Source organism: Roseomonas sp. SRI_022 (genome assembly GCF_057586215.1).
This window is the reverse complement of the sequence record NZ_JBYCZL010000015.1, coordinates 27,399-46,984: the sequence shown is the minus strand read 5'-3', so window position 1 is coordinate 46,984 and position 19,586 is coordinate 27,399. Positions and strand designations below refer to the sequence as shown.

At 66.7% G+C, this 19,586-nt stretch carries 22 protein-coding genes and 1 tRNA gene; 7 read left to right on the top strand and 16 right to left on the bottom strand.

All coding sequences use genetic code 11. The annotated features are described in order from the left end of the window. Nucleotides 1-22 precede the first annotated feature (22 nt). Nucleotides 23-1,417 (bottom strand): Na+/H+ antiporter NhaA, encoded by a 1,395-nt coding sequence (gene nhaA / locus AC2YHJ_RS16185; protein WP_487397110.1) that lies wholly within the window; start codon nt 1,415-1,417, stop codon nt 23-25. A 267-nt stretch (nt 1,418-1,684) separates the two neighbouring features. Between nhaA and AC2YHJ_RS16180 the strand changes: the two genes are divergently transcribed. After that, entirely contained in the window at nt 1,685-2,197 is a 513-nt protein-coding gene (locus AC2YHJ_RS16180) for a hypothetical protein (RefSeq protein ID WP_487397109.1), read from the top strand. 182 nt (nt 2,198-2,379) lie between these two features. Here AC2YHJ_RS16180 and AC2YHJ_RS16175 read toward each other — a convergent pair whose 3' ends face one another. From AC2YHJ_RS16175 to AC2YHJ_RS16140, 8 genes are all read right to left on the bottom strand, one after another. Then, nucleotides 2,380-2,940 carry a sigma-70 family RNA polymerase sigma factor gene (locus AC2YHJ_RS16175; protein WP_487397108.1) on the bottom strand — a complete coding sequence of 187 codons (561 nt, stop codon included), beginning with the start codon at nt 2,938-2,940 and terminating at the stop codon, nt 2,380-2,382. A gap of 328 nt (nt 2,941-3,268) precedes the next feature. Then, entirely contained in the window at nt 3,269-5,086 is a 1,818-nt protein-coding gene (locus AC2YHJ_RS16170) for an ABC transporter ATP-binding protein/permease (RefSeq protein WP_487397107.1), read from the bottom strand. 110 nt (nt 5,087-5,196) lie between these two features. Next, complete coding sequence (locus AC2YHJ_RS16165) at nt 5,197-5,340, bottom strand: hypothetical protein (protein WP_487397106.1); 144 nt, start codon at nt 5,338-5,340, stop codon at nt 5,197-5,199. A 173-nt stretch (nt 5,341-5,513) separates the two neighbouring features. Next, a complete protein-coding gene (locus AC2YHJ_RS16160; RefSeq protein ID WP_487397105.1) occupies nt 5,514-5,678 on the bottom strand; it encodes a DUF3309 family protein in 165 nt (54 codons plus the stop codon). 87 nt (nt 5,679-5,765) lie between these two features. Further along, nucleotides 5,766-6,047 (bottom strand): YMGG-like glycine zipper-containing protein, encoded by a 282-nt coding sequence (locus tag AC2YHJ_RS16155; RefSeq protein WP_487397104.1) that lies wholly within the window; start codon nt 6,045-6,047, stop codon nt 5,766-5,768. Nucleotides 6,048-6,063: 16 nt separating this feature from the next. Beyond that, a complete protein-coding gene (locus AC2YHJ_RS16150) occupies nt 6,064-6,504 on the bottom strand; it encodes a Rap1a/Tai family immunity protein (RefSeq protein ID WP_487397103.1) in 441 nt (146 codons plus the stop codon). Nucleotides 6,505-6,631: 127 nt separating this feature from the next. Next, on the bottom strand, nt 6,632-6,982 hold the full coding sequence (locus AC2YHJ_RS16145; RefSeq protein ID WP_487397102.1) for a hypothetical protein: 351 nt from the start codon (nt 6,980-6,982) through the stop codon (nt 6,632-6,634). Between the two features lie 210 nt (nt 6,983-7,192). Beyond that, nucleotides 7,193-7,633, bottom strand: coding sequence for a helix-turn-helix domain-containing protein (locus tag AC2YHJ_RS16140; RefSeq protein WP_487397174.1), 441 nt, complete (start codon nt 7,631-7,633; stop codon nt 7,193-7,195). A 453-nt stretch (nt 7,634-8,086) separates the two neighbouring features. Here AC2YHJ_RS16140 and AC2YHJ_RS16135 point away from each other — a divergent pair, with 453 nt between their 5' ends. From AC2YHJ_RS16135 to AC2YHJ_RS16125, 3 genes are all read left to right on the top strand, one after another. Next, on the top strand, nt 8,087-8,521 hold the full coding sequence (locus AC2YHJ_RS16135) for a PRC-barrel domain-containing protein (protein ID WP_487397101.1): 435 nt from the start codon (nt 8,087-8,089) through the stop codon (nt 8,519-8,521). 304 nt (nt 8,522-8,825) lie between these two features. Beyond that, nucleotides 8,826-9,224, top strand: coding sequence for a bactofilin family protein (locus AC2YHJ_RS16130; RefSeq protein ID WP_487397100.1), 399 nt, complete (start codon nt 8,826-8,828; stop codon nt 9,222-9,224). A gap of 107 nt (nt 9,225-9,331) precedes the next feature. Beyond that, on the top strand, nt 9,332-9,955 hold the full coding sequence (locus tag AC2YHJ_RS16125; RefSeq protein ID WP_487397099.1) for an exopolysaccharide biosynthesis protein: 624 nt from the start codon (nt 9,332-9,334) through the stop codon (nt 9,953-9,955). A gap of 130 nt (nt 9,956-10,085) precedes the next feature. On the opposite strand, the gene AC2YHJ_RS16120 is transcribed toward AC2YHJ_RS16125, so the two are convergent. Together AC2YHJ_RS16120 and AC2YHJ_RS16115 are read right to left on the bottom strand one after the other, a co-directional pair. Beyond that, nucleotides 10,086-11,024: a sulfotransferase domain-containing protein gene (locus tag AC2YHJ_RS16120; RefSeq protein WP_487397098.1), complete on the bottom strand. Its 939-nt coding sequence runs from the start codon at nt 11,022-11,024 to the stop codon at nt 10,086-10,088. A gap of 56 nt (nt 11,025-11,080) precedes the next feature. Next, nucleotides 11,081-12,052, bottom strand: coding sequence for a Bug family tripartite tricarboxylate transporter substrate binding protein (locus tag AC2YHJ_RS16115; RefSeq protein WP_487397173.1), 972 nt, complete (start codon nt 12,050-12,052; stop codon nt 11,081-11,083). A gap of 335 nt (nt 12,053-12,387) precedes the next feature. On the opposite strand from AC2YHJ_RS16115, the gene AC2YHJ_RS16110 reads away from it, so the two are divergent. The 3 genes from AC2YHJ_RS16110 (at nt 12,388) to AC2YHJ_RS16100 (ending at nt 15,721) form a co-directional block, all read left to right on the top strand. Beyond that, nucleotides 12,388-12,930 carry a hypothetical protein gene (locus AC2YHJ_RS16110; RefSeq protein WP_487397097.1) on the top strand — a complete coding sequence of 181 codons (543 nt, stop codon included), beginning with the start codon at nt 12,388-12,390 and terminating at the stop codon, nt 12,928-12,930. 412 nt (nt 12,931-13,342) lie between these two features. Continuing rightward, the gene (locus AC2YHJ_RS16105; protein WP_487397096.1) at nt 13,343-14,323 is read left to right on the top strand and encodes a Bug family tripartite tricarboxylate transporter substrate binding protein; all 981 of its coding nucleotides are present in this window, start codon (nt 13,343-13,345) and stop codon (nt 14,321-14,323) included. A 408-nt stretch (nt 14,324-14,731) separates the two neighbouring features. Further along, nucleotides 14,732-15,721: a methyltransferase gene (locus AC2YHJ_RS16100; RefSeq protein ID WP_487397095.1), complete on the top strand. Its 990-nt coding sequence runs from the start codon at nt 14,732-14,734 to the stop codon at nt 15,719-15,721. A gap of 326 nt (nt 15,722-16,047) precedes the next feature. Here the strand turns inward: AC2YHJ_RS16100 and AC2YHJ_RS16095 are convergent, their stop codons facing one another. The 5 genes from AC2YHJ_RS16095 to AC2YHJ_RS16075 all read right to left on the bottom strand — a co-directional run bounded on the left by AC2YHJ_RS16095 (nt 16,048) and on the right by AC2YHJ_RS16075 (nt 19,566). Next, nucleotides 16,048-17,064, bottom strand: a complete 1,017-nt coding sequence (locus AC2YHJ_RS16095; RefSeq protein ID WP_487397094.1) for a methyltransferase — start codon at nt 17,062-17,064, stop codon at nt 16,048-16,050. A gap of 13 nt (nt 17,065-17,077) precedes the next feature. After that, nucleotides 17,078-18,082, bottom strand: coding sequence for a Bug family tripartite tricarboxylate transporter substrate binding protein (locus AC2YHJ_RS16090; RefSeq protein WP_487397093.1), 1,005 nt, complete (start codon nt 18,080-18,082; stop codon nt 17,078-17,080). 15 nt (nt 18,083-18,097) lie between these two features. Further along, a complete protein-coding gene (locus AC2YHJ_RS16085) occupies nt 18,098-18,652 on the bottom strand; it encodes a MarR family winged helix-turn-helix transcriptional regulator (RefSeq protein WP_487397092.1) in 555 nt (184 codons plus the stop codon). A gap of 475 nt (nt 18,653-19,127) precedes the next feature. Continuing rightward, nucleotides 19,128-19,203 (bottom strand) — tRNA-Glu (locus AC2YHJ_RS16080). A gap of 84 nt (nt 19,204-19,287) precedes the next feature. Further along, nucleotides 19,288-19,566, bottom strand: a complete 279-nt coding sequence (locus AC2YHJ_RS16075; RefSeq protein WP_487397091.1) for a DUF6476 family protein — start codon at nt 19,564-19,566, stop codon at nt 19,288-19,290. Between the last annotated feature and the right edge of the window lie 20 nt (nt 19,567-19,586).

Below are 19,586 nucleotides of genomic sequence, written 5' to 3'. Positions count from 1 at the left end.
CGTCGTGATCCGCACGCCCGAATCACAGGGCGCGGGGGTGCATCATTTCTTGCGCTCCGGTATCGGCAGCGCTCGTCATGGCCGCGCGATGACGGCCACGATGACCAAGCCAAGCCAGCACTGACAGACCCCCTACCGCCGAAATGATGGAGGCTACGAGAATGCCGAGCTTCGCGGACTCCAGCAGTCCGTCCTTGAAGGCAAGTTCGGCGATGAACAGCGCCATGGTGAAGCCGATGCCGGCGAGCATGCCGCCGCTTGCCAGCACGCCCCAGCTCAGGGCCTTCGGTCGCACGGCAATGCCTGCGCGCACCGCCAGCCAGGCGAAGGCCAGGACGCCGGCGGGTTTGCCGACGGCGAAGCCGATCACCACGGCCAAGGTGACGGGATTGGAAAGGCCAGCGAGGGATACATGCACACCGGCATTGGCCAGGGCGAACAGCGGCATGACGCCGAACGCCACCCAGGGATGCAGGGCCATCTCCAGTCGTTCCACCGGTGCCAGCGCCTCTCGCGTCGCCTTGCCGGCTGAGCGCAGAAGCTTGCGGTCCTCGGTATCCCCACTCCAGTGATTGCCAGGCGGATAGGCGAGAACACGGCGGAGGATGGCTCGCAGCCGGCGGTCGCTGACCCAGCCACGCGTCGGCGTCAGCAGGCCGAGCGCCACGCCGGTCACGGTCGGGTGGATTCCCGAGGCGTCGATGGCGAGCCAGATCAGGACACCCGCCAGCAAATAGACCAGTACGTTCCGGATGCCGAGCTGCCTCAGGCCATACACGACTGCGAGGCCCGCGACGCCTGCCGCGAGCGCAACCCAGTCGATGTCGCTGCTGTACCCGATCGCGACGACCAGGATGGCACCGATGTCATCAACCACCGCGAGCGAGAGCAGGAAGACGCGCAGCCGCCGCGGCGCATTCCGACCCAGAAGCGCCAGGCAGCCGATGACGAAGGCCGTATCGGTCGCCATGACGACGCCCCAACCGTGTTCGCCAGGCTGGCCGAACTGCAGCATGAGGTAGAGCGCCGCCGGCGCCAGCATGCCACCCGCCGCCGCGGCGATGGACAATGCGGCGACGCGTGGTTCCCTGAGTTCGCCGACAATCAGTTCGCGCTTGAGTTCGAGTGCCACGACGAAGAAAAAGAACGTCATCAGGCCATCGTTGATCCAGTCGCGTAGCGGGCGCTGAAACTGGAAGGCGCCGGCATGCAGGCCGATTGGCGTCTCCCAGAATGCGAGAAAGCCATCGGCCCAGGCCGAATTCGACAGTGCGAAGGCGACAATGGCAGCGAGCAGAAGGACGGCGCCACTGACCGTCTCGATCCGCAGGAACCGGGCGAGCGGCGTAGTGAACCGGTCGATGGGCTCCCTTGGCAACCGACCGAGCCGGGGGTCTGCCTTCTGGTCCTGGTCCAAGCCGGCTCGCTCCATTGCGTAAGCCTGGAACATGGTGACGACACCCGGTCACCGCAGGATCGCGGAACCCTGCGGGCAGCCAATTCCACGATTCAGGGGCGGCCCTCACGCGATACGAAAGCCGCGGGCGGCCACGTTGGCATCTGCGCGGCGCCGTTGCGCGATTGAAGATCCTGTACGGGCGGAGGCAACCTCGGAGGTCCGCGCTGGTTGCTCTTTCGATCGGCATATCCGCCGACCGGCGACCACCCGGAGAATACCCCACCCATGAGCGCTCGCAACCTGATGCTGAAGGCCACCATCTGCAGCGCGATGCTCGTCGTGCCGATGCTGGTCCATGCCCAGACGGCCGACACGCGGCCGCCCGCCGCCACGCCGACGGCGCCGGCCGTGCCCGGCATCGCCCCCTCGACGACCACGACCACCCGGCCTGCTCCGTCCGTCGCGGTTGCGCCGGCCGCCGCAAACCCCATGACGATGCCGACGCAGGCTTCGGCGGAACAGCGGACAAGCCGTATCGTCGGCTCCAGCGTCTACAACAATGCGGGCGATTCGATCGCCTCCGTGGATGATCTGATCCTTGGGGTCGGACCTGCCGGACCGACGGCCGTGCTCTCGATCGGCGGCGTCCTGGGCATGGGCGCCCGCCTGGTGACGGTCCCGCTGAGCGAATTGACTACAACCAGCAGACCAGCCGCTGGCACCTCGCCAGTGCGACGAAGGATAACCTGGCCGCGCGGCCTGCCTTCACCTATGAGCCCCGTGGCTGATCCGGCATAGAGCCGCACCGGCGTGAACGCACCGCAGCGTCCCCCAGCGCCCCGACGCTGCAGGACGCAGGACAGGATTATCGTCGTGCCTGCACTGCGCGTAAACGGCACGCACCGTAGTTCCGTGGCGGTATGAGTGCCGGTCCCTGACCATTCGGAGGTCATCCTGGTCGGCATTACCTGCCGAGTTCGTCAGTGGTAGGCAGCCTGCATCTGCTTCTGCATTGCGGCCCGTGCACGATGCACTCGGCTTTTGACCGTGTTGACGGTGCAACCGGAATCCTTCGCTATGATCGCATACGTAACCTTCGCGTCGGCGACACTCCGCAATACCATTTGCATCTTGGTTGGCAGAAGCGTGAACTGATGCAGGAGATTCTGGAACTCGAGCCCCTGCATCTGGGTGGGTGGAATGCCCGCAATGTCCGGACCCACATCGTCCAGACATATAAGCCGCCGCTTGCTGGCTGTGGATGTGGATGTGGTGAGGAATCGATTCCGCAGAATGGTGAAGGCCCAGGCACGGAAGTTGGTCCCTGGCTGAAAGCGGTCTGCCGCGGCAAGCATCCGCACGATGGAATCCTGGACCAGATCGTCGCTGTCGTGACGATTGCGCGTGAGGGACCGGGCGTAGCCTCGCAGCAACGGCAGCGCACGGAACAACTCGTCCGTGAAGGAAGGCGTTGGACGATCCTTCACAAGCGCAGTTGGATACGCGCCCAACTGGGCGTCGGGTGTTCGAGGCGGCCTCATGGCCACTCTCCTCCTTGAACGGATCGATGAGGGGACGACGTCCGCCGGCGTTCATCAAGAACCTTGCGGCGCTTGCGTCCGTCAGGTGCTTGGTTGCCGACGTTGGTCGCGTGCCGCACAGGGCGAGCAAGCGCCTTGACGCATCTGTTCACTGACGCGGCCGCCGCGGAAGCCTCGGCTTCTACCTAGTGCGAGGGCGAAGCCACTTCCACACCCGTGCCCGTACGACACCTTCAGCGACGTGCAACGCACCGGCTTCCACCAATCCGATCATCAGCGGGCGCGCTGACGCGGCTTCGGCGACCTTAGGTGGCCGAAGCCTTCCCGATCAGCGCCGGTATCCCTCTCGTAGTCGATCGATCACGCTGAGCGACCTGGGGCGCGGCACCTTCGCCGCCTGGCGCCGTGCGTAAACCTCATGAAGCAGGACTTCGCCATCGGCGGCTCGCTCCAGCGTCAGTCGCCGGCTGAAGATCTCCGCCGATCCCGGATGCCGTCCGATCAGGACGATGCCGATCTGCGGCAGCAGGTCCACGATCAGGCGCAGCATGACGTCGGCCGAGGCCGGATCGAGCGCATCCGTTGCATCACCCAGCACGATCCAGCGTGGGCGCAACAGGATGATCCGCGCAAAGGACAGCCGCTGTACTTCCGCCGCGGTCAACACGCGCGCCCAGTCGGCGACTTCGTCCAGACGCTCCGCGAGATTCCCGAGGTCCACACTAGCAAGGGCGGCTTGCAGCGCCGCATCGTCATGACATTCCGCTTCCTCCGGGAAGGCAAGCGCCTGGCGCAAGGATCCTTGCGGCAGGAACGGCCAGGGGCCGACCGCGATCATCCCAGTATCCGCCGGTAGATGCACCAGGCCGCGCCCCCAAGGCCAGATTCCGGCCAGTACGCGGAACAATGCGCTCGCTGCCTCGGGGTCGCCATCCACCAGGACATGCTCACCCGGTTCCACCTTCAGGGTGAGGTCGGATAGCATGGCGGTGCCGTCGGGTGCCGCGACCCACAGATCCCGAACCCCGAGATGCGATGTCGGTGCACGGTCCAGATTAATCGCCGTCCCCCCTGTGCGTGCGGCTTCCAGGGCGACAACGCGGACCGCCTCGTCGAGCATCAGCACACGCTCGACCGAGGCGCGCCATCCTGCGATCAGGGCCAGGTTGTCGATCGGCCAAGACAACGCCGCCGTGACCTGCTGGAACGCCTGGCCCGACTGCATCAGGCGACCGAGCGAGAGTGTGCCCTCAAGGAAGCGCGGTGTGCCGACCAGGATGGGAAGCACACCGGCGAGGGCCACGTAGCCGGAGGAGAAGGCTAACAGCCTCGCCAGGCCCATGGACTGATCGCGCCAGGATTGCGCGATAGTCTCGAAGACGGATTCGAGGCGTTCGCGCTCCAAGGGTTCGCCGCGCGCGACGGCGATCGGCTCCCCGCTCTCATGTGCTCGCACCAGGCTGAAGCGGAAATCGGCCTCTTTCGTCTGCCGCGTATCGGTGGCGCGCACGAGTGGCCGACCCAGCAGGAAGGCGACGACAGCGCCCGTACCGGCATAGCCGACGGCGAGGAGGACGAGATGCCCGGGCACATCCAGGCCTGCCAAACGGATCCAGCCCGACAGCGACCACAGGATGCCGACAAAGGTGATCAGCAGAAGGGTGCAGTAGAACAGGCTGCTAGCCAGATCGACGGCGACCTCCGTGGCGATCCGGACGTCCTCGGCGATGCGCCCGTCCGGGTTAGCGTGGTCGCCGGGGATGAGGTCGGCCTGGTAGTGCCGCGCATCCTCCATCCAGTCGCCGATCACCCGCGTCGTAAGCCAGCGTCGCCAGTCGAATTGCAGCCGCCGGCGAACCACCAGATGCGCTGTGTTGGTCGCCATGGTCCCGAGCATGATGAGCACGAAGATGACGATCTGCTCCATGGCGCGGTCGGTCGAGCGCCGTTCCAGCGCATCGAACAGGTCTGCGCTCCAGATGTTGAGCCGGATCGCGAGCGCGACCTGCGCGACCACGAGCAGGGCGAGCGTCGCGGTCAGCAGACGCGGCCGCCAGCGACCCCGGCCCGTCCAGTAAGGCCCGGACATCCTGATGAAGTCGCGAAAGAACCGCTGTGGGTGGCTCGGCTCGGCGGTGCTGCTCATCAAACCCATTTCCTGGCGTCGATTGTGCCGGGCAGGCAGGACCCAGGCGGGATGATATTGGGCGGATGCGGCCCGGCAGCCCTGCCCTGCGTCCTAGTGCAAGTTCGGCGTTATCTCTCCTGGATGGTGACGCCGCGCGGTCCAATGCTGATGTCCACGCCGGATCGATGCTGTTCTTGGTAGAACCAGTACCCAAGAACACCGGCGCCAATGCCGAGCACGCCTATCACGATGACGAGCAGGTCGCGATTCATTGTTGGTTGCCGCCTTCAGGTTCGAAGATCGGAATGCTCGGAGTCTTCCCGATCATTCCGTGGAGGGCCGGCGGGCGCAGCAAGAGCGCCCGCCGGCCCCAACCGCGATGCGCGACGACGCCGAACGCCATGTACCGGCGAAGGTGCGCCGTCCGATGCCTCACCCGGGCGATTCAGATCCGGCCGAGCAGCATGAGAATGAGGACGATGATCAGCACCGCGCCAACGACACCGACGCCGCCATGGCCGAAGCCGTAGCCATAGCCGCCGACCACCCCGGTGAAGCCGCCGAGCAAGGCGATGACGAGGATGATGAGCAGGATCATTCCGAGCGACATCGTGTCTTTTCCTTAATACTGTTTGAACGCACGGCGACCGATGGTGGTCTGCTGCGCGTGTTGCCGCGCGCAGCGGCCAGCCGCTGGTCAGTAGTTCCGGTTGTCGCGGTACCGGTTGTTGTTCCCGGCGTAGTAGGGCTGCTGCCGCGATTGTTGCGACTGGCCGTAGAGGTAGCCGCCGCCGGCGCCGAGGCCCGCACCGAGCAGTGCGCCGAGTCCGGCATTGCCACTGAAGGATCCGACGACGCCGCCGAGGGCAGCACCGCCGAGGGCGCCGATGCCCGTGCTCTGCTGCGTGGGCGTCATGTCGGCGCAGGATGCCAGGCCCAGAGTGCCCAGCAGGAGGAGAACGTGTCGCGTTGAGCGCATGATCGTCTCCTGTGTCTCACCGCGTACGGCGCGAGCTGCGCGTCGGCGCGATCGCCGGGCAGGGGAACGTCGCCTGGGCCCAGCGCAGGAGGCCGTCGAGCGCCGGCTCACTGCCGTATTGCGTGTTCTCGCGTGCCCATGCGGCAAAGGCGACGCCTGACTGGGCCACCGTCGGCCCCGGGACCGGCACGCAGAACAGAGGCCGCGCCGGGCCGCCCTGCGGATACAGTAACGCGTGGTACTGGCCGAAGCCGGTCAGGAAGCCCTGGCAGTAGGCGATCGCCTCCAGGCGCGGCACGCCGCCCCAGGCGGGGTCGCAGATGGCGGCGAGTTCGCTCGCCGTCTGGGCCTGTGTGACGATGGCCGGGGCCGGAGCACCCTGTGCCAGCGCATCCGAGGCCGGGACCGCGGAAAAACTGAGCGTCATGGCCAATGCAACTGCGGTGACGGTTCGCATGTCTGTCTTCTCCATTGCTGTGGGCGTCGCTGGTTCAGCCGGGCCAGTACCCTTTCGCAAGACGCCTTCGCCGAGGCGCGCATTCCCGCTGGGGCGAGCCCGTCATGGGCATCACCGGTGGGCTGTTTCAGTCTCTGTCGCGACCGTTGCCGCGGCCTGGCGGATTATTGTGGCCGGGCGGATTGTGGCGGTTGGGATTGTTGCCGCGGCTTTGCCCGTAGTATCGGCCCGGCCCGTCGTTCGGGCGCGGCCGGTAGGTGTTCGGGGCCGGCCTGTAGCTGTTGCCCTGCCAAGACCGATGCGACTGGTCGTACAGATACCCGCTCGAGGGGTTGGGGTAGCGATATGGCGTGACGAAGCCCGAATTGCCGCTGAAGGCGCCGCCGTATGGCTGCCGGCCATATCCATCGTTCACACCGACGCAGCCAGTGAGGCCGACGCCCACGATGAGCAAAAGGGCGGGACGTAGCGAACGCATGGTGGTCTCCTCGATCTCAGCGCGTGTTGCGCGACGCGAGAACCCGCTGGGGCCGCCGCGCGTAGAAACTTCGCCCAAAGCCCGTCGAATCAGGCCGTCGCATGCCGGCTCGCTTTCGAGGCCTGGATTTGTTGTGTCGTGGCCGCGATCGCCGACGTGGTCACCAACACGTTCCGTTTCTCCGTTCGGGCAGCACGCCCAGGCCCGTGGCTACGGGGCCGATGCCAAGCTCCGAACGAGGTCGAGGATCCGCTTGCGCAACGCCGGGTCGGGAACGGCGTGGTACGCGCGTACCAGATTCAGCGTCTCGCGGCGGTGCAACGTATCGTCCCCCGTCTCATCCCGGGCCTCGGCAGGCGGCATGCCGCGCGGCATTCTCGCCCGCTCGCCGACCTCGGACGGCAAGGCGTCGAAGAAGAAGGAAATCGGCACATCGAGGGCACGGGATATGTCATGCAGCCTGCCGGCGGCAATTCGGTTCATGCCTCGCTCGAAGTTCTGGACCTGCTGGAAGGTGATGCCGAGCGCAGCCGCCAGATCCTTCTGGCGCATGCCGAGAAGCTGACGCCGCAACCGCACCCGGGCACCGACATGGATGTCGATGGGATGCGAAACATGTTCGCGCTCTACTTCGGCGGCTGGGATCGGCAGGTCGAGTACCGCCGTTCCGGTATCGTTCGACCCTCGTCGCAGCGACCCAGCGACATCGTGTGCATTGGGTGTGGCAAGCCCCGCCAGCCGGGAGGCCAGCGTGCTGCGGAGGCCGGCGCGATCAACAGGATCGAGAGCGCAATGTCCGGCATCGAAGTTGCGTTCTTCGGCCTGTCCGTCCCGAGCCGTCATCGTTCTGCCTCGCCAATCGTTATCTTTGTCTCCTGTTCAAACTGCCGACCCCTACGGTGGTTCCCAACGCATCCGATATTTTTTCATGCGCCGCCGACCGCCTGGGTAGGCGGCGCCTTCGGGAATTGCTGAGGTACAGGCCAGAAACATTCCGGGAACCGTGGCGCGGTCCGCGGGTGCGCTGGCGCACGGGACAACTAAAGAGGCACTGTCAGCGTTTCTTCCTCGCAACCTATTATCGGGTCGGAAGGAAGGAACGCGATGAGCAACTCCCCCATGCGGCGGGCGGTTTTGGCAGCAACGCTGTTTGCTATGCCAGGCATGGCACTGGCTCAGAACCTGTCGAATCGGACGCCGGCGGCTCCCTCTACCGCCGCCGCTCCGCCGACTCAGACAATCATCGTCCCTGTCGCGGCCGCCAGCGCCCGCCGCGCAAGTAGCCTCATCGGTGCGAACATCATCAATGAGGAGAACCGCAACGTCGGCGAGATTCACGACGTGATGGTCGATATGGCGGGCGGCGGGGCAATCGCAGTCCTATCGGTCGGTGGCTTCCTCGGGATTGGGGAGCGCTACATCGCAATTCCCGTAAGCGACCTGCGCTGGAACAACGATCGGGAGCGCTGGATGCTCGCGGGCGCGACGGTGGACAGTCTGAAGGCCCGGCCGGCTTTCATCTACCCAGCGCGTAGCTGAACGGAGGTTCATGACCCATTGGCGAGATCTCCTTCGCCGGCTGGTTTACGTTGAATGGTGAAACAGAACGACGTCGCAGTTGCTCGCTCGCGTTTGCTCAGCGGGTCCTCACCCTTCAACCGGCGATCTAGGGAGCGCCATGGTCACAACCTCGTGACGGCATACGGCAAAATCCCCGTTGCCTACGAGACGCCGGGCCTGCGGGTGGCAGAACGCGCCTGGAATCGGAGTCTCATGCCGTTGCCCTACTGAGGCCATGTCTGAAGTAGACACACGGCTCGCCGCATTCACAGGAGGGACGCCGATGTCTTTCGCTAGCCCTGCCAAATTTGGCACGAGCACTTCGGCCCGACCGGCGCCTTCTGCGGAAGGCCCTGAAGCCCGAACGCTGCTGGTGGGGAAAGGCATCAGCCTGCAGGGTACCGTTACGGATGCCGAGCGCCTGGTTGTCGAGGGTACGGTCGAAAGCAAGGCAATCCGAGCGACGGAACTCGCGGTCGCCCACACCGGTGTGTTCCGTGGTGAGGTAGAAGTCGCGCGCGCCGAGATCGCAGGCTTGTTCGACGGCACCATCACGGTGCGCGGCAACGTCACGGTCCGAGCGACGGGCACGATGAAGGGTGCCGTTCGCTACCGGACGCTCATCGTCGAAGACGGCGGCGCTTTGTTCGCGAGTTTGGAGATTCTGCCTGACGACAGTTGAGTGCCTGGCCGCGCAACTCTGGCGATTATGATGGCGTGGAACCGGCTTACAGGAAGTGGTTAACGACGGACGACGCCACAGATGCGGATTAGCGCCGTGCGGGAGCGATGGCGAAGTCCAATAGGTTCTCGACTGCCATGAACTTGCGGGCGCCTACCTCCGAGGTGCTGAACGGGCTGCTTAGCCAGGCGCCGGGAGAGTGGGTGACGTTAGAATGGCTGATGCGCAGCCTCGGCGAGCGGTCGTTCGGTATCATACTTCTCCTGCTAGCGCTCCTGGGTCTGCTGCCCGGCGTGTCAGCCGTCGCCGGCATACTGACCCTGCTTCTCGGCCTTCAGATGATCCTGGCACACCACAATCCGGTAATCCCGCGCCGCGTCGCACGCCGCGCAATCGAAGTGCAGCGGCTTGCCGAGCTGGTCCGCCGCATCCTGCCGGTGCTGCGCTGGATGGAGCGCTTTGTTCGCCCGCGCTTTCCGACACCGTTCGAGGCAACCAAGCGCGTGGTCGGTGCTGCGGTCCTACTCCTCGGTCTCAGTCTCCTGGCTCCCCTGCCTTTAAGCAATGTGCTGCCCGCTCTGGTGCTCGCGCTCGTCGCTTTCGCCTACTTGGAAGAGGACGGCCTGCTTCTCTGCGTCGCTCTCGGGGCAGCCCTCGTCATCCTCGTCATCGGCGCCATGATCGCGTGGGAAACCATCAGCGCAATAGGCTTGGTGTCGAGCGTCTTTTAGGTCCTAGCCCGCGACCAGCCTTCGGCGCTGCCCGTGCGCCGCTCGCATCCGCGCCCGCCGGGGAGGCGGTGAAACGAGGATGCCGTGCCATTCCGCCGCAGGGATTGAAGCGAATACGTCCCATGGCTGGTCACATGGCTGCTGCCAGCTTTCGGCCGCGCGCAACCCATGCAGCGCATTCAAGGGTGAAGCTGGCTTGAGACTTGCCTTGGTACAGTGCGACATCGTCCGCTGTCAGTTCATCGCGCCATCGGCCGTTTGTGCCCTGGAACAGGAAGCGTCCCGCACCACCCTTGAAGCCCTTTGCTGCGTCCGGCAGGAGTTGTTCGCCGTCTCGGCGCATGGCGTCGAAAGATGCGGCCGCGACCAACTGCGCGAGCAGACCGGGCGGGCATTCAATTTCGAGGAAGGCCGCAATCCGCAGAATCTCGCCCGCGAGATCGGACTTCAGGTCGTTGTAGTGCACAAGGAGTAGGTTGGGCCGAGCCCGCTCGCCCCAGAACGAGTTCTCTACGCCGAAGAAATCGACACCTGAGGCGGTCCCACGCGTTGGATCCTCAGCAATCCAGTCCAGATAGAACGTTCGGAAATCGGCTGGCGCACGCGGAAACGGCCTTCCAACCAGTTCGTCCTCCGCTCCAACGCGGTCCAGGTTTTCCAGGGCGCGGGGCGTGTACGCCGAGACATGATTGTAGAACGACGCGCAAGCATCGAGGCCATCGCGTGCGACGTGGATGTACTTCACCTCCCGATAGAGCGGCAGCGCATCCAGCGGGAGATGGCTCTTGATGAAGCGTCGATGGTTCTGCGCTTCCAGAGCAACGGCGATATGCTGGATTGGCTCACGACGCGCGTCGAACCACGGCGACAGGAGTGAGAGCGGACGCGGCTCGGGCGAACGAAATACGAGCATGCCGACAATCCGCTGCATCCAAGTCGTGCCGCATTTGGGGTATGTCGCGATGACGATGTCGTCGGCGCGAGGGACGTAGTGCGTCCATCGGCGGCTGTCGAAGCCCCACGCGCGCGCTTCCTTCAAGGCGGGTCTGATCAGCGTCGGCGCTGGCATTCGGTTGTTCCTGCAGAAGGCGCCGAGATGACGGCAAGGGGTTCAACGGATCATCGTCACTGGGGCGGGCGTGCGCCAAACTCACGCGCCAGCGTCGCCCACCGCACACGGTGCTCCTCCAGTTCCATCGCAAACGCCGCGGGCGATACACTTCCACGCGGCTCCATCCCAGCGGCGCGGAGGCCCTGCACGACAGCCGGATCTGCCAGCACGTCGTTCGCTTGCGCGGAAATCTGCAGTCGCGCCGCATCCGGCATGCCGCGCCAGCCGAATAGGCACAGAATGCCCTCAAGATCCAAGGCAGGCGCGCCGGCCTCGGTGGCGGTGGGGATTTCGGGGATCGCAGTCGCACGGGTCCTGTTCGTCACCAGCAGGACCCGGATGCGGTCGTCACGCAACAGCGGGAGCGCTGGCGCGAGGGGTGCCAGCGCGGCGTGAATGCGACCACTCGCGAGGTCGAGCAATGCCTGCGGCGAACTTCGATAGGAGACGAACGCCATGTCCAGATCGCCAGAAGTGCGCATGAAATTGCGGAAGATCAAATAAGGGGCACCGGGGGCACCGAACCAGTTGAACGCGCCCGGGTGCGCTCGGACGTGGTCAACGAATTCGGTGACGGTGCGCACAGGCACGGACGGTGAAATGCAGAGGCCGAGGAAGTCGGTAGCAAAGCCAGACAGGGGAACGAGGTCGGCGTCCGGGTCGTAGGGCACCCTGTCCAGCATCAGTGGCACTACGGTCTTCACTCCAACGAAGCTGAAGAACAGGGCCTCGCCTGGCCGCGCCTGGGCGAACGCCTCAGCTGCCAATACCCCATCGGCGCCGGGTCTGTTTTCTACAGCGATCGGGTGTCCCCGCCGACGCGATAGACCTTCGGCCAGAAGGCGGACGGCCAGATCGGGGGCGCTACCGGCGCCCGCGGAAACCAGTATGCGTGTCGGTCGAAAATTTGGGCTGGGTTGAGATCTAGCGGATGACCAGCTCCCGGTCGCGAGACCGACGCCAATCGCGGCCCTTCGGGTCGCCATCGCATGCTGATAGGGCACAATGCACCTCTTTCATCTGCAGGTTCTGTCATGGCGGCAACTGTGGTGGCGCGCTTGGGGTTCTTCCAAGGGTTAGGTTGCAGCAGTCCCTTCTGAGCGCCGAATTTTGACGTCACGCGCCCAGGCCTTTTTCCGGCATCGCGCGCGTTCCGACCGGACGTGGCGAATATCCATTCGCGGCATTTTTCAAGAGGCTTGTGATCAAGGTGCATGATACCAATCCTGCCGTTATACAAGCAAAATGAATGCCCTCAGTAGCGTCAAAGTTTAGCCACTGCGCAGCGTCGAGATCCCGGTGGGCGACGGCAGGATGCGGTATGTTCCGGCCCATCGGGGACGATCTGATGCCCGAGGTCTCGCTCTACAGGTACGCTCGCATGCGCGGCGTCGCGCGCTCGACGATATTGCACGCGATCTCCTCCGGCTTGATCACGAGCACCCCGCGCAGCACGATCGATGTTGAGCAGGCCGATGCCGAATGGCTGCAACAGCATCTCGCGAGGATGCCGGGCAGCGGCAGCGCTTCGCATGAAGCGAAGCAGAAGCAGCCGCCGACGCGCATCGCCCAGGGGAAGATGCCGGCAGGCGTCGCGGACGTTCAACTTGCCAAGCACCGCCTCGCGCAACTCGAACAAGCCTATTTCGCACGCAACGATGGCGTGGTCGCGGTGACGACCATGTGCTCGACCTTCCTCGAAGCGTTCGCCGCACTGCCCGACGAGGAAGCTGCAACGGTCGCGCTCGATCTCGCGTGCGAGGAGGCGGACGCCCATCGGTTGCTGGTGCGCTTCGTCGCGATGATCCGCGAGGATTTGGGCAACCTGTCCGGTGACGCGCTGCGCACCATCGAAACGCTGTGAGCGTCTGCGACCCGGACACTCGCCCCACCATCCAGCCGAGAACAGCATTTCCCGCCAGCGCGCCGTGCCCTGCCACAGGGAAAGCCGCGAAGCGGGGTTCGGCGAGGTTGAAGTCCGCGTCGAGGTGCTGGAGCGGCGCCTCTTGCATCGCGAGGAGTCCATCCCCGGCCTGCTCGCGAGCACGCCGGTCGGGCCCGATGTTGCTACTCTGGGCGAAGCCGTGCGCCGCGCTATCGTGGAGGAGGTCGCGGAGGCATTGGCCTCGTATCGCGACGAGAACGGGTTCACGGTTCCCCAGCCCGCTCACATAGCGCTGGCTACGCGGTAGCCCGCAGGCGCAGCATCGCCCGGCGACACAAGCGCACGCCGTGGGATCACGCCCACCGGCCCAGCACCACGTGAGGATGAGCCGATGCGACGTACCTTTCTGCAGGGCTTGGCCGGAGCCGCCGTGGTCTTTGGAGGGTTCCGTGCGCGGGCCCAGACCGTGCCGGCCTACCCCGATCGGCCGATCCGGATGATCGTCCCCTACGCACCCGGCGGAGCCGCGGACACGACGACGCGGCTCATCGTCGGCCCGATGAGCGAGGTCCTCGGACAGACGATCACGATCGAGAACCGTGCCGGAGGCGCCGGCACGATCGGCGCGGCAATGGTGGCTCAGGCGCGGCCCGATGGGTACACGCTGCTCTCCGACGCCTCGGCGCACACGGTGAACCACGCACTCGTCCGCACCCTGCCCTTCGACTACGCCCGCGATTTCGCGCCCATCTCGCGGCTCGGTTCCTTTCCGCTGCTTTTCCTTGTCGCTGCGGGGAACAGCGCGCGTGACCTGATAGCCTTCATCGCCTTCCTTCGCAGCAGGGGTGACCGCGTCTCCTACAGCAGTGCGGGCATCGGCTCGGCCTCACACCTTGCCGCCTTCCTCTTTGCGCAGCGCACGGGGATCGAGGCGGAGCACGTCCCCTTTCGCGGCGGCAACCTCGGCGCGCAGGCTGTGGCCCGCGCGGACACGCAATACATGCTCGCCTCGACGCCGGCCGGGATCGCGCTGGTCCAGGCGGGCCTGCTCCGCGTGCTGGCCGTTGCGGGGCTGACCCGCCTGCCTGGGCTCGGGGAAGTCCCGACCCTGCACGAGGCAGCGCTGCCCGGCTTCGACTTCGCGGAGTGGAGCGGGCTCTGGGCACCCTCGGGGACGCCCGAGCCCGTGCTGGACCGACTTGCCCGTGCCGTTGCGGAGGCAATAGCCCGTCCCGAGGTCCAGGCTCGCTTTCCCGAGCTCGGCTTCGACCCTGCGAGCTACATCGGACGCGCGGACTTCACCCGCTACGTCGTGGAGCAGCGCGCACTCATGACACGGCTCACTTCGGCGGCAGGAATCCGTCCTGAGTGAAGAGCGACGGAACCTTTCGCACTGCAGAAGCAGTCGCCAAGTCGGCTCCGGGCCGGCCCTGACAGTTGGAGCCCCCCATGGCGAGGTCCGCTTCTCACTTGCCCTCGCTCGAAAGCAGACTGGCAGCTTCCGGCCAGATAGCGTCCATCCGTTCCACCGAGATACCTTGGCGGCTTCCCTCCAAGGGGACAGTGGCTAATTCGCCCCTGCCGGACGAGAAGGATTGTGAGCGGACATAGGGTGCATTTCGATGCAGTCACCGGATCCGCTGCCCAGCGCGCCCGATCACCTACTCACGTGCTGAGCGGATTCCCCAGTCAATCAACGCCGTTCCAGTGTATCATCAGCTGCTCCCAACAGCAGCAGGGCCGGACGATGGCAGACATTCGTGCCACGGCGCAGGATCGCATGGAGCTAGAGCTCCTGCTGCGTGGCTTCATGATCTCCCGCATGCTGAGGCTGGTCGCCGATCTCGGCCTTGCGGACCGCGTCCCACCGGACGGTGAGGTCGCGGTGCGCGACTTGGCGGCGGCCTGCGGCGTGCAGGAAGGACCGCTGCTCCGCATCCTGCGCAGCCTCGCCTCCCTCGGGGTCTTCCGGCTCTCGGTCAAGGCCATGGTCGGGCATAGCGCGAAATCCGCGCTTCTGCGCGCTGACGTGCTGGACAGCGCGCATTACGCCGCGTGCTTCTGGACCGGGCCGGGAAGCTGGTCGGCCTGGGGCCGGCTAGACGCCGCGCTCACGGGCGGTATCCCACACGAGGTCGCCTGGGGGCAGGGCCGTTTCGCCTATCTGCGGGAGCATCCCGAGGAAGCGCGCGCCTTTGATGGGATGATGGCGCATTTCCCGGACAACCGGCACGCCGCCGTGGCTGACGCCTACGATCTCTCGGCCGCTCAGCTCGTCGCCGACGTCGGTGGCGGCGACGGCGCCATGCTGCGCCACCTCCTGGCGCGCGCCACGGCAGCGCGCGGGCTGCTCTTCGACCGGCCGGATGTGGTCGCCGCGCTCGGGCCCGAAGCGCTGCTGGACGGGCGCATCACGACTGCCGGGGGCAGCTTCCTTGATACCGTGCCGGCGGGCGCCGACCACGTCATCCTCGCCCGCGTGCTGCACGACTGGCCGGACGAGGGCTGCGCCCGCATCCTCGCCAACTGCCGGGCGGCTATGGCGCCGGGTGCCGTCCTGCTGGTGGTCGAGGCCTTGCTGGAGCCCGATCCGGCGCGCGGCCGGCCGACGGACTATCTGATCGACATGCAGATGATGGCGATGTTCGGCACCGGCCGCGAGCGTTCGGAGGCAGAGTTCCTCGCGCTGCTGGGCGCGGCGGGCTTCGCCTGGCGCCGCACTGTGGCCACGGCGTCGCCCGTCTCGGTGCTGGAAGCGATAGCCATTTGAGCCGGGGAAGAGCCATGCGCCGCCGATCACTGCTGCTGGCCACGCTGCCGGCCTCCACCGCGGCGGAGGCGCCGCACTGGCCCAGGCGGCCACTGCGGGTCATCGTGCCGTTCCCGGCAGGCAACGCGCCGGTCATGTTGGCGAGGCGCCTGGCAGAGAGGCTGGCGCCTCGGATCGGCCAGCCCGCGCAGTGGAGAATCGGCCGGGCGCTGGCGGCACCATCGGCGCCGAGGCGATCTCCCGCGCCGCGCCGGACGGTCTCATACGCTTAGCATCAGCAACCTTGCGCCGCACGCCGTAGGGCAAAGCGGACCTGCTCGGCCTGATTACGCCGGCACCGCTTCGAGGATGCTGAGTGCCGATGCTGTAGGGATCACCCTCCGAAGGTCGAAGCCGGCAGAGGTCAGCAGGGCGCTATACTCAGCCAGCGTGCGCTCCTGCCCGCCCGGATAGACCAGCATCAGCAGGTCGAGCAGCTTGGCGTAGGAATACTCGTTCCCCTCGGGGATGAGCGTCTCGATCAGCAGCAGCCGCGCGTCCGGACGCATCGCGGCACGGCACGTGCGGAGGATCGCAACGGCCTGGTCGTCGTACCAGTCATGGATCACCTTCCGCAGGATGTAGATGTCGCCGCCGGCCGGGACGGCGGCGAAGAAGTCCCCCGCGACGAGCTCGACCCGGTTCTGGAGCCCGGCCTCGACGAAGCGCGGGCCGGCCATCGCGATCACATGCGGCAGGTCGAACAGCACCGCGCGGGTTTCGGGCGCGGCGCCGAGGATGCCGCGCAACAGCGCCCCCTGCCCACCCGCCACGTCCACGACGGTGCCGACGCCACGGAAATCGTAGGCTGCCAGGATGGCCGCGTCCTGGGCACGGCCGACGCTCGCCAGCCCCTCGACCTGCAACCGCCCGACCTGCGGGTTGGCGCTCTGGTATTCGAAACTCGGCATCCCGAAGAGTTGCCGGAACGCGGGCTCGCCGGTGCGCAGCGAGTGCTCCATCGCGCCCATCGACTGCCAGACCCAGGTCGCGCCCTGCATCTCCGCATAGCCGCGGAGGCTCATCGGCGCATCAGAGCGGAGCTGCTCCGCGAGCAGCGTTAGTGCGAAGCGGCCCTCCTCATCCTCCGCGAAGATGCCGCTTCCTGCCAACGCCCGCAGTACGCGCCGCAGCGGGCCAGGGAGCGTGCCGCTCGCCGCCGCAAGATCCTCCGGCCGACGCGGCCCGTCGCGCAGCAGGTCCGCTATGCGCAGCTTCGCAGCGCAGGAGATCGCCTGGGCGAGCCAGGCGCTGGCGATCATTCCAGTCAACACCTGTCCGGGCGTCTGGGCGGCAGTGGTCATGGCGACGCCGCTCCTACTGCGCCGGCCGCACGTCGTAGCGGCGCGCCACCTCGGTCCAGCGCGCCCGCTCACGGGTCAGCAGCGCCTCGAACTCGGCGGGGCTACCGGCACGCGGGATCAGCCCGAGTGCCGCGACCCGTCGCGCCATCTCGGGATCGGCGGTCGCCGCGCGCACCTCCTCGGCGATGCGCAGGCGCAGCGCCTCCGGCATGTCGCGCGGCGCGAAGAGGCCGTAGCCCCCCGGGAAGGCGAGCACCAGGAAGCCCGCCTCCGCGGCGGTCGGGAGGTCCGGCGCGGCTGGTGCGCGGTCGGGGCTGGCCACGGTGAGGAGGCGAATCTGCCCGCTGCTCGCCAGACCGAGCATCGGCGCGAGCGGCAGCATGGCGAGATCCACGCGCCCTTGCGCGATGTCGGGCAGCGCGGCGAAGGGGTTGCGGTAGGGCACGTGGGTCAGCTCGATCCCCGCCTCGCGCTGGAAGGCAACCATCGCTAGGGCGGGGATGCTCGGTGCGGAGGCGTAGGTCATGGCGCCGGGCCTCGCCCGCGCCAACGCGACCAGTTCCGCCAGCGAGGCGATGCCGAGCCGAGATGCAACCGCGAGCGCGAGGAAGTCCTGTGCGACGAAGGAGAGCGGGATCATGTCGCGCTCCGGCTCGAAGGAAAGCCGCTCGTGCAGGAGGTGGATGCCGGTCCAGGTGCCGGTCGGGTTGAACAGCAGCGTATGGCCGTCGCGCGCCGCCAGGAAGGCCTCGATCGAGATGATCCCCTCTCCGCCCGGCCGGTTGTCCACCACCACCGGTTGGCCCCAGCGGCGCGAGAGCACTTCGGCCAGCGACCGCGCCACGGCGTCGTTGCTCTGGCCGGGGGAGGCGAGCGTAACGAGCCGCACGGAGCGGCTCGGCCACGCGGCGTCTTGGCCGCGGGCCTGGCCTACAACGAGCAGCGTCGCGAGGCCGGCCAGGGCCGCACGACGTTGCAGGGCGGCCGGCGTGGGTAGGGCCGGCGTGCGGATGCCCATAGTGCTCCTCCTTGGTCAGTCGGCGGCTACGGTGTTTGGGGCGGCGTCTGATGCTGCGGGGCGGGTCAGCCTGCGGCGGCCGTTGCCGGGCCGGGCATAGACCTCATGCGCCTCGACGAGGCGCGTCAGCATGTCGAGAAGGAGCAGGCGTTCTTCCGGGGCAAGGGGCGCGAGGATGAGCTCCTGCTGGGCGCGGCCCTTGGGCCGGAGGTCGTCGTGAACGGCTTGGCCGCGGGCGGTCAGGCGAAGAACCCGGGCGCGGCGATCCTCGGAGTTCACGCGGCGGTCGATGTGGCCGAGGCCCTCTAGGCGGTGAACGAGGTTGTGAGCCGTCACCGCGTCAACCCCGAGGCGGAGCGCAAGCGTGCCCTGGTCGATGTCGGGCGCGTCGTTCAGTGCCGTGAGGACGGAGAACTCGACGGGCGCCAGCCCCGCGGGGTTGGTGATCTCCGCGGTGATGCCAACGCAGATCTGATGGAACCGCCGCGCTAGATGCGACGCGACGCGGTGGCGCGGGGGGACGATCGGGGCCTGCTCGGCGAGACCTGGAGGAGAAAGAGGTTCGGCCATGGCAAAAGCATAGCCGACATGAGTTATTTAATTCAATAACTAACAATTCGCCCAGAGCGACATCGGCCGTCAGATCCCGGGCATCTGCCTTGAGCGACGCCGAGAAGTCCGCTTCGGGTCGCCAGCTGCCTAACTCTTGGCAGTCGGCACCAGCAGCTCACCCTCTCCAGCCACTCGAAAGCTGCAAGTCCGCAGTCGGCCAAGGCAAGACGGAACGTCTCATGGCAATCCGCCGCAGTTGGGCTGGAGGGCGCGCTTGCCGCACACGCGCCACGGGCGGATTCGGTACTCACCGCGAGTGCCCATGACCTCCAGCCCCGAGCTTGGCTTGTCATTCATACTACGCACGCGCGAACGCAGCTCCGGATGGCGTGTCCAGGGCTCGAGGTTATGCGGGAGTGAGGGGGTCTCTGAGGGGGTTGAGCCGCGGCTTTCGTTCAGAATTGGCGTATTTCTGCCGATTCTATGCAAGTTCTGGCGTCCCCTAGGGGATTCGAACCCCTGTTACCGCCGTGAGAGGGCGGTGTCCTAGGCCTCTAGACGAAGGGGACCTTGGCCGGAGGCGCGCTTCTAGCCTCCCCTTACTCAGGGATCAAGCGCCCTTCTTCGCCATCGACGCACTTCGTCACCAGTCGTCAGTCCCGCAGCCGCACCTCGCCGATCCGCCGCGCCCCCGTCGGGTCCAGAAGGATCACCCGCTCCCCATCCGGCCGCGTCACCCAGATCGAAATCGCCTTGTCCGACGCCGCGATCCCGGCGATACGCGCGCCCTCCGGCTGCGCCAGCGACAGCCCTGCCGCCGCGCCGCTGCCCGGCCGGTCGCCAAGCCGCTGGACGAGCAGCACCGCGAGCGCCACGGTGCCCGCCACGATCAGCACCCCCATTCCGATCACCAGAGCCTTGAGCGCAGCCACACCAACCCCCTCGCCTGCCG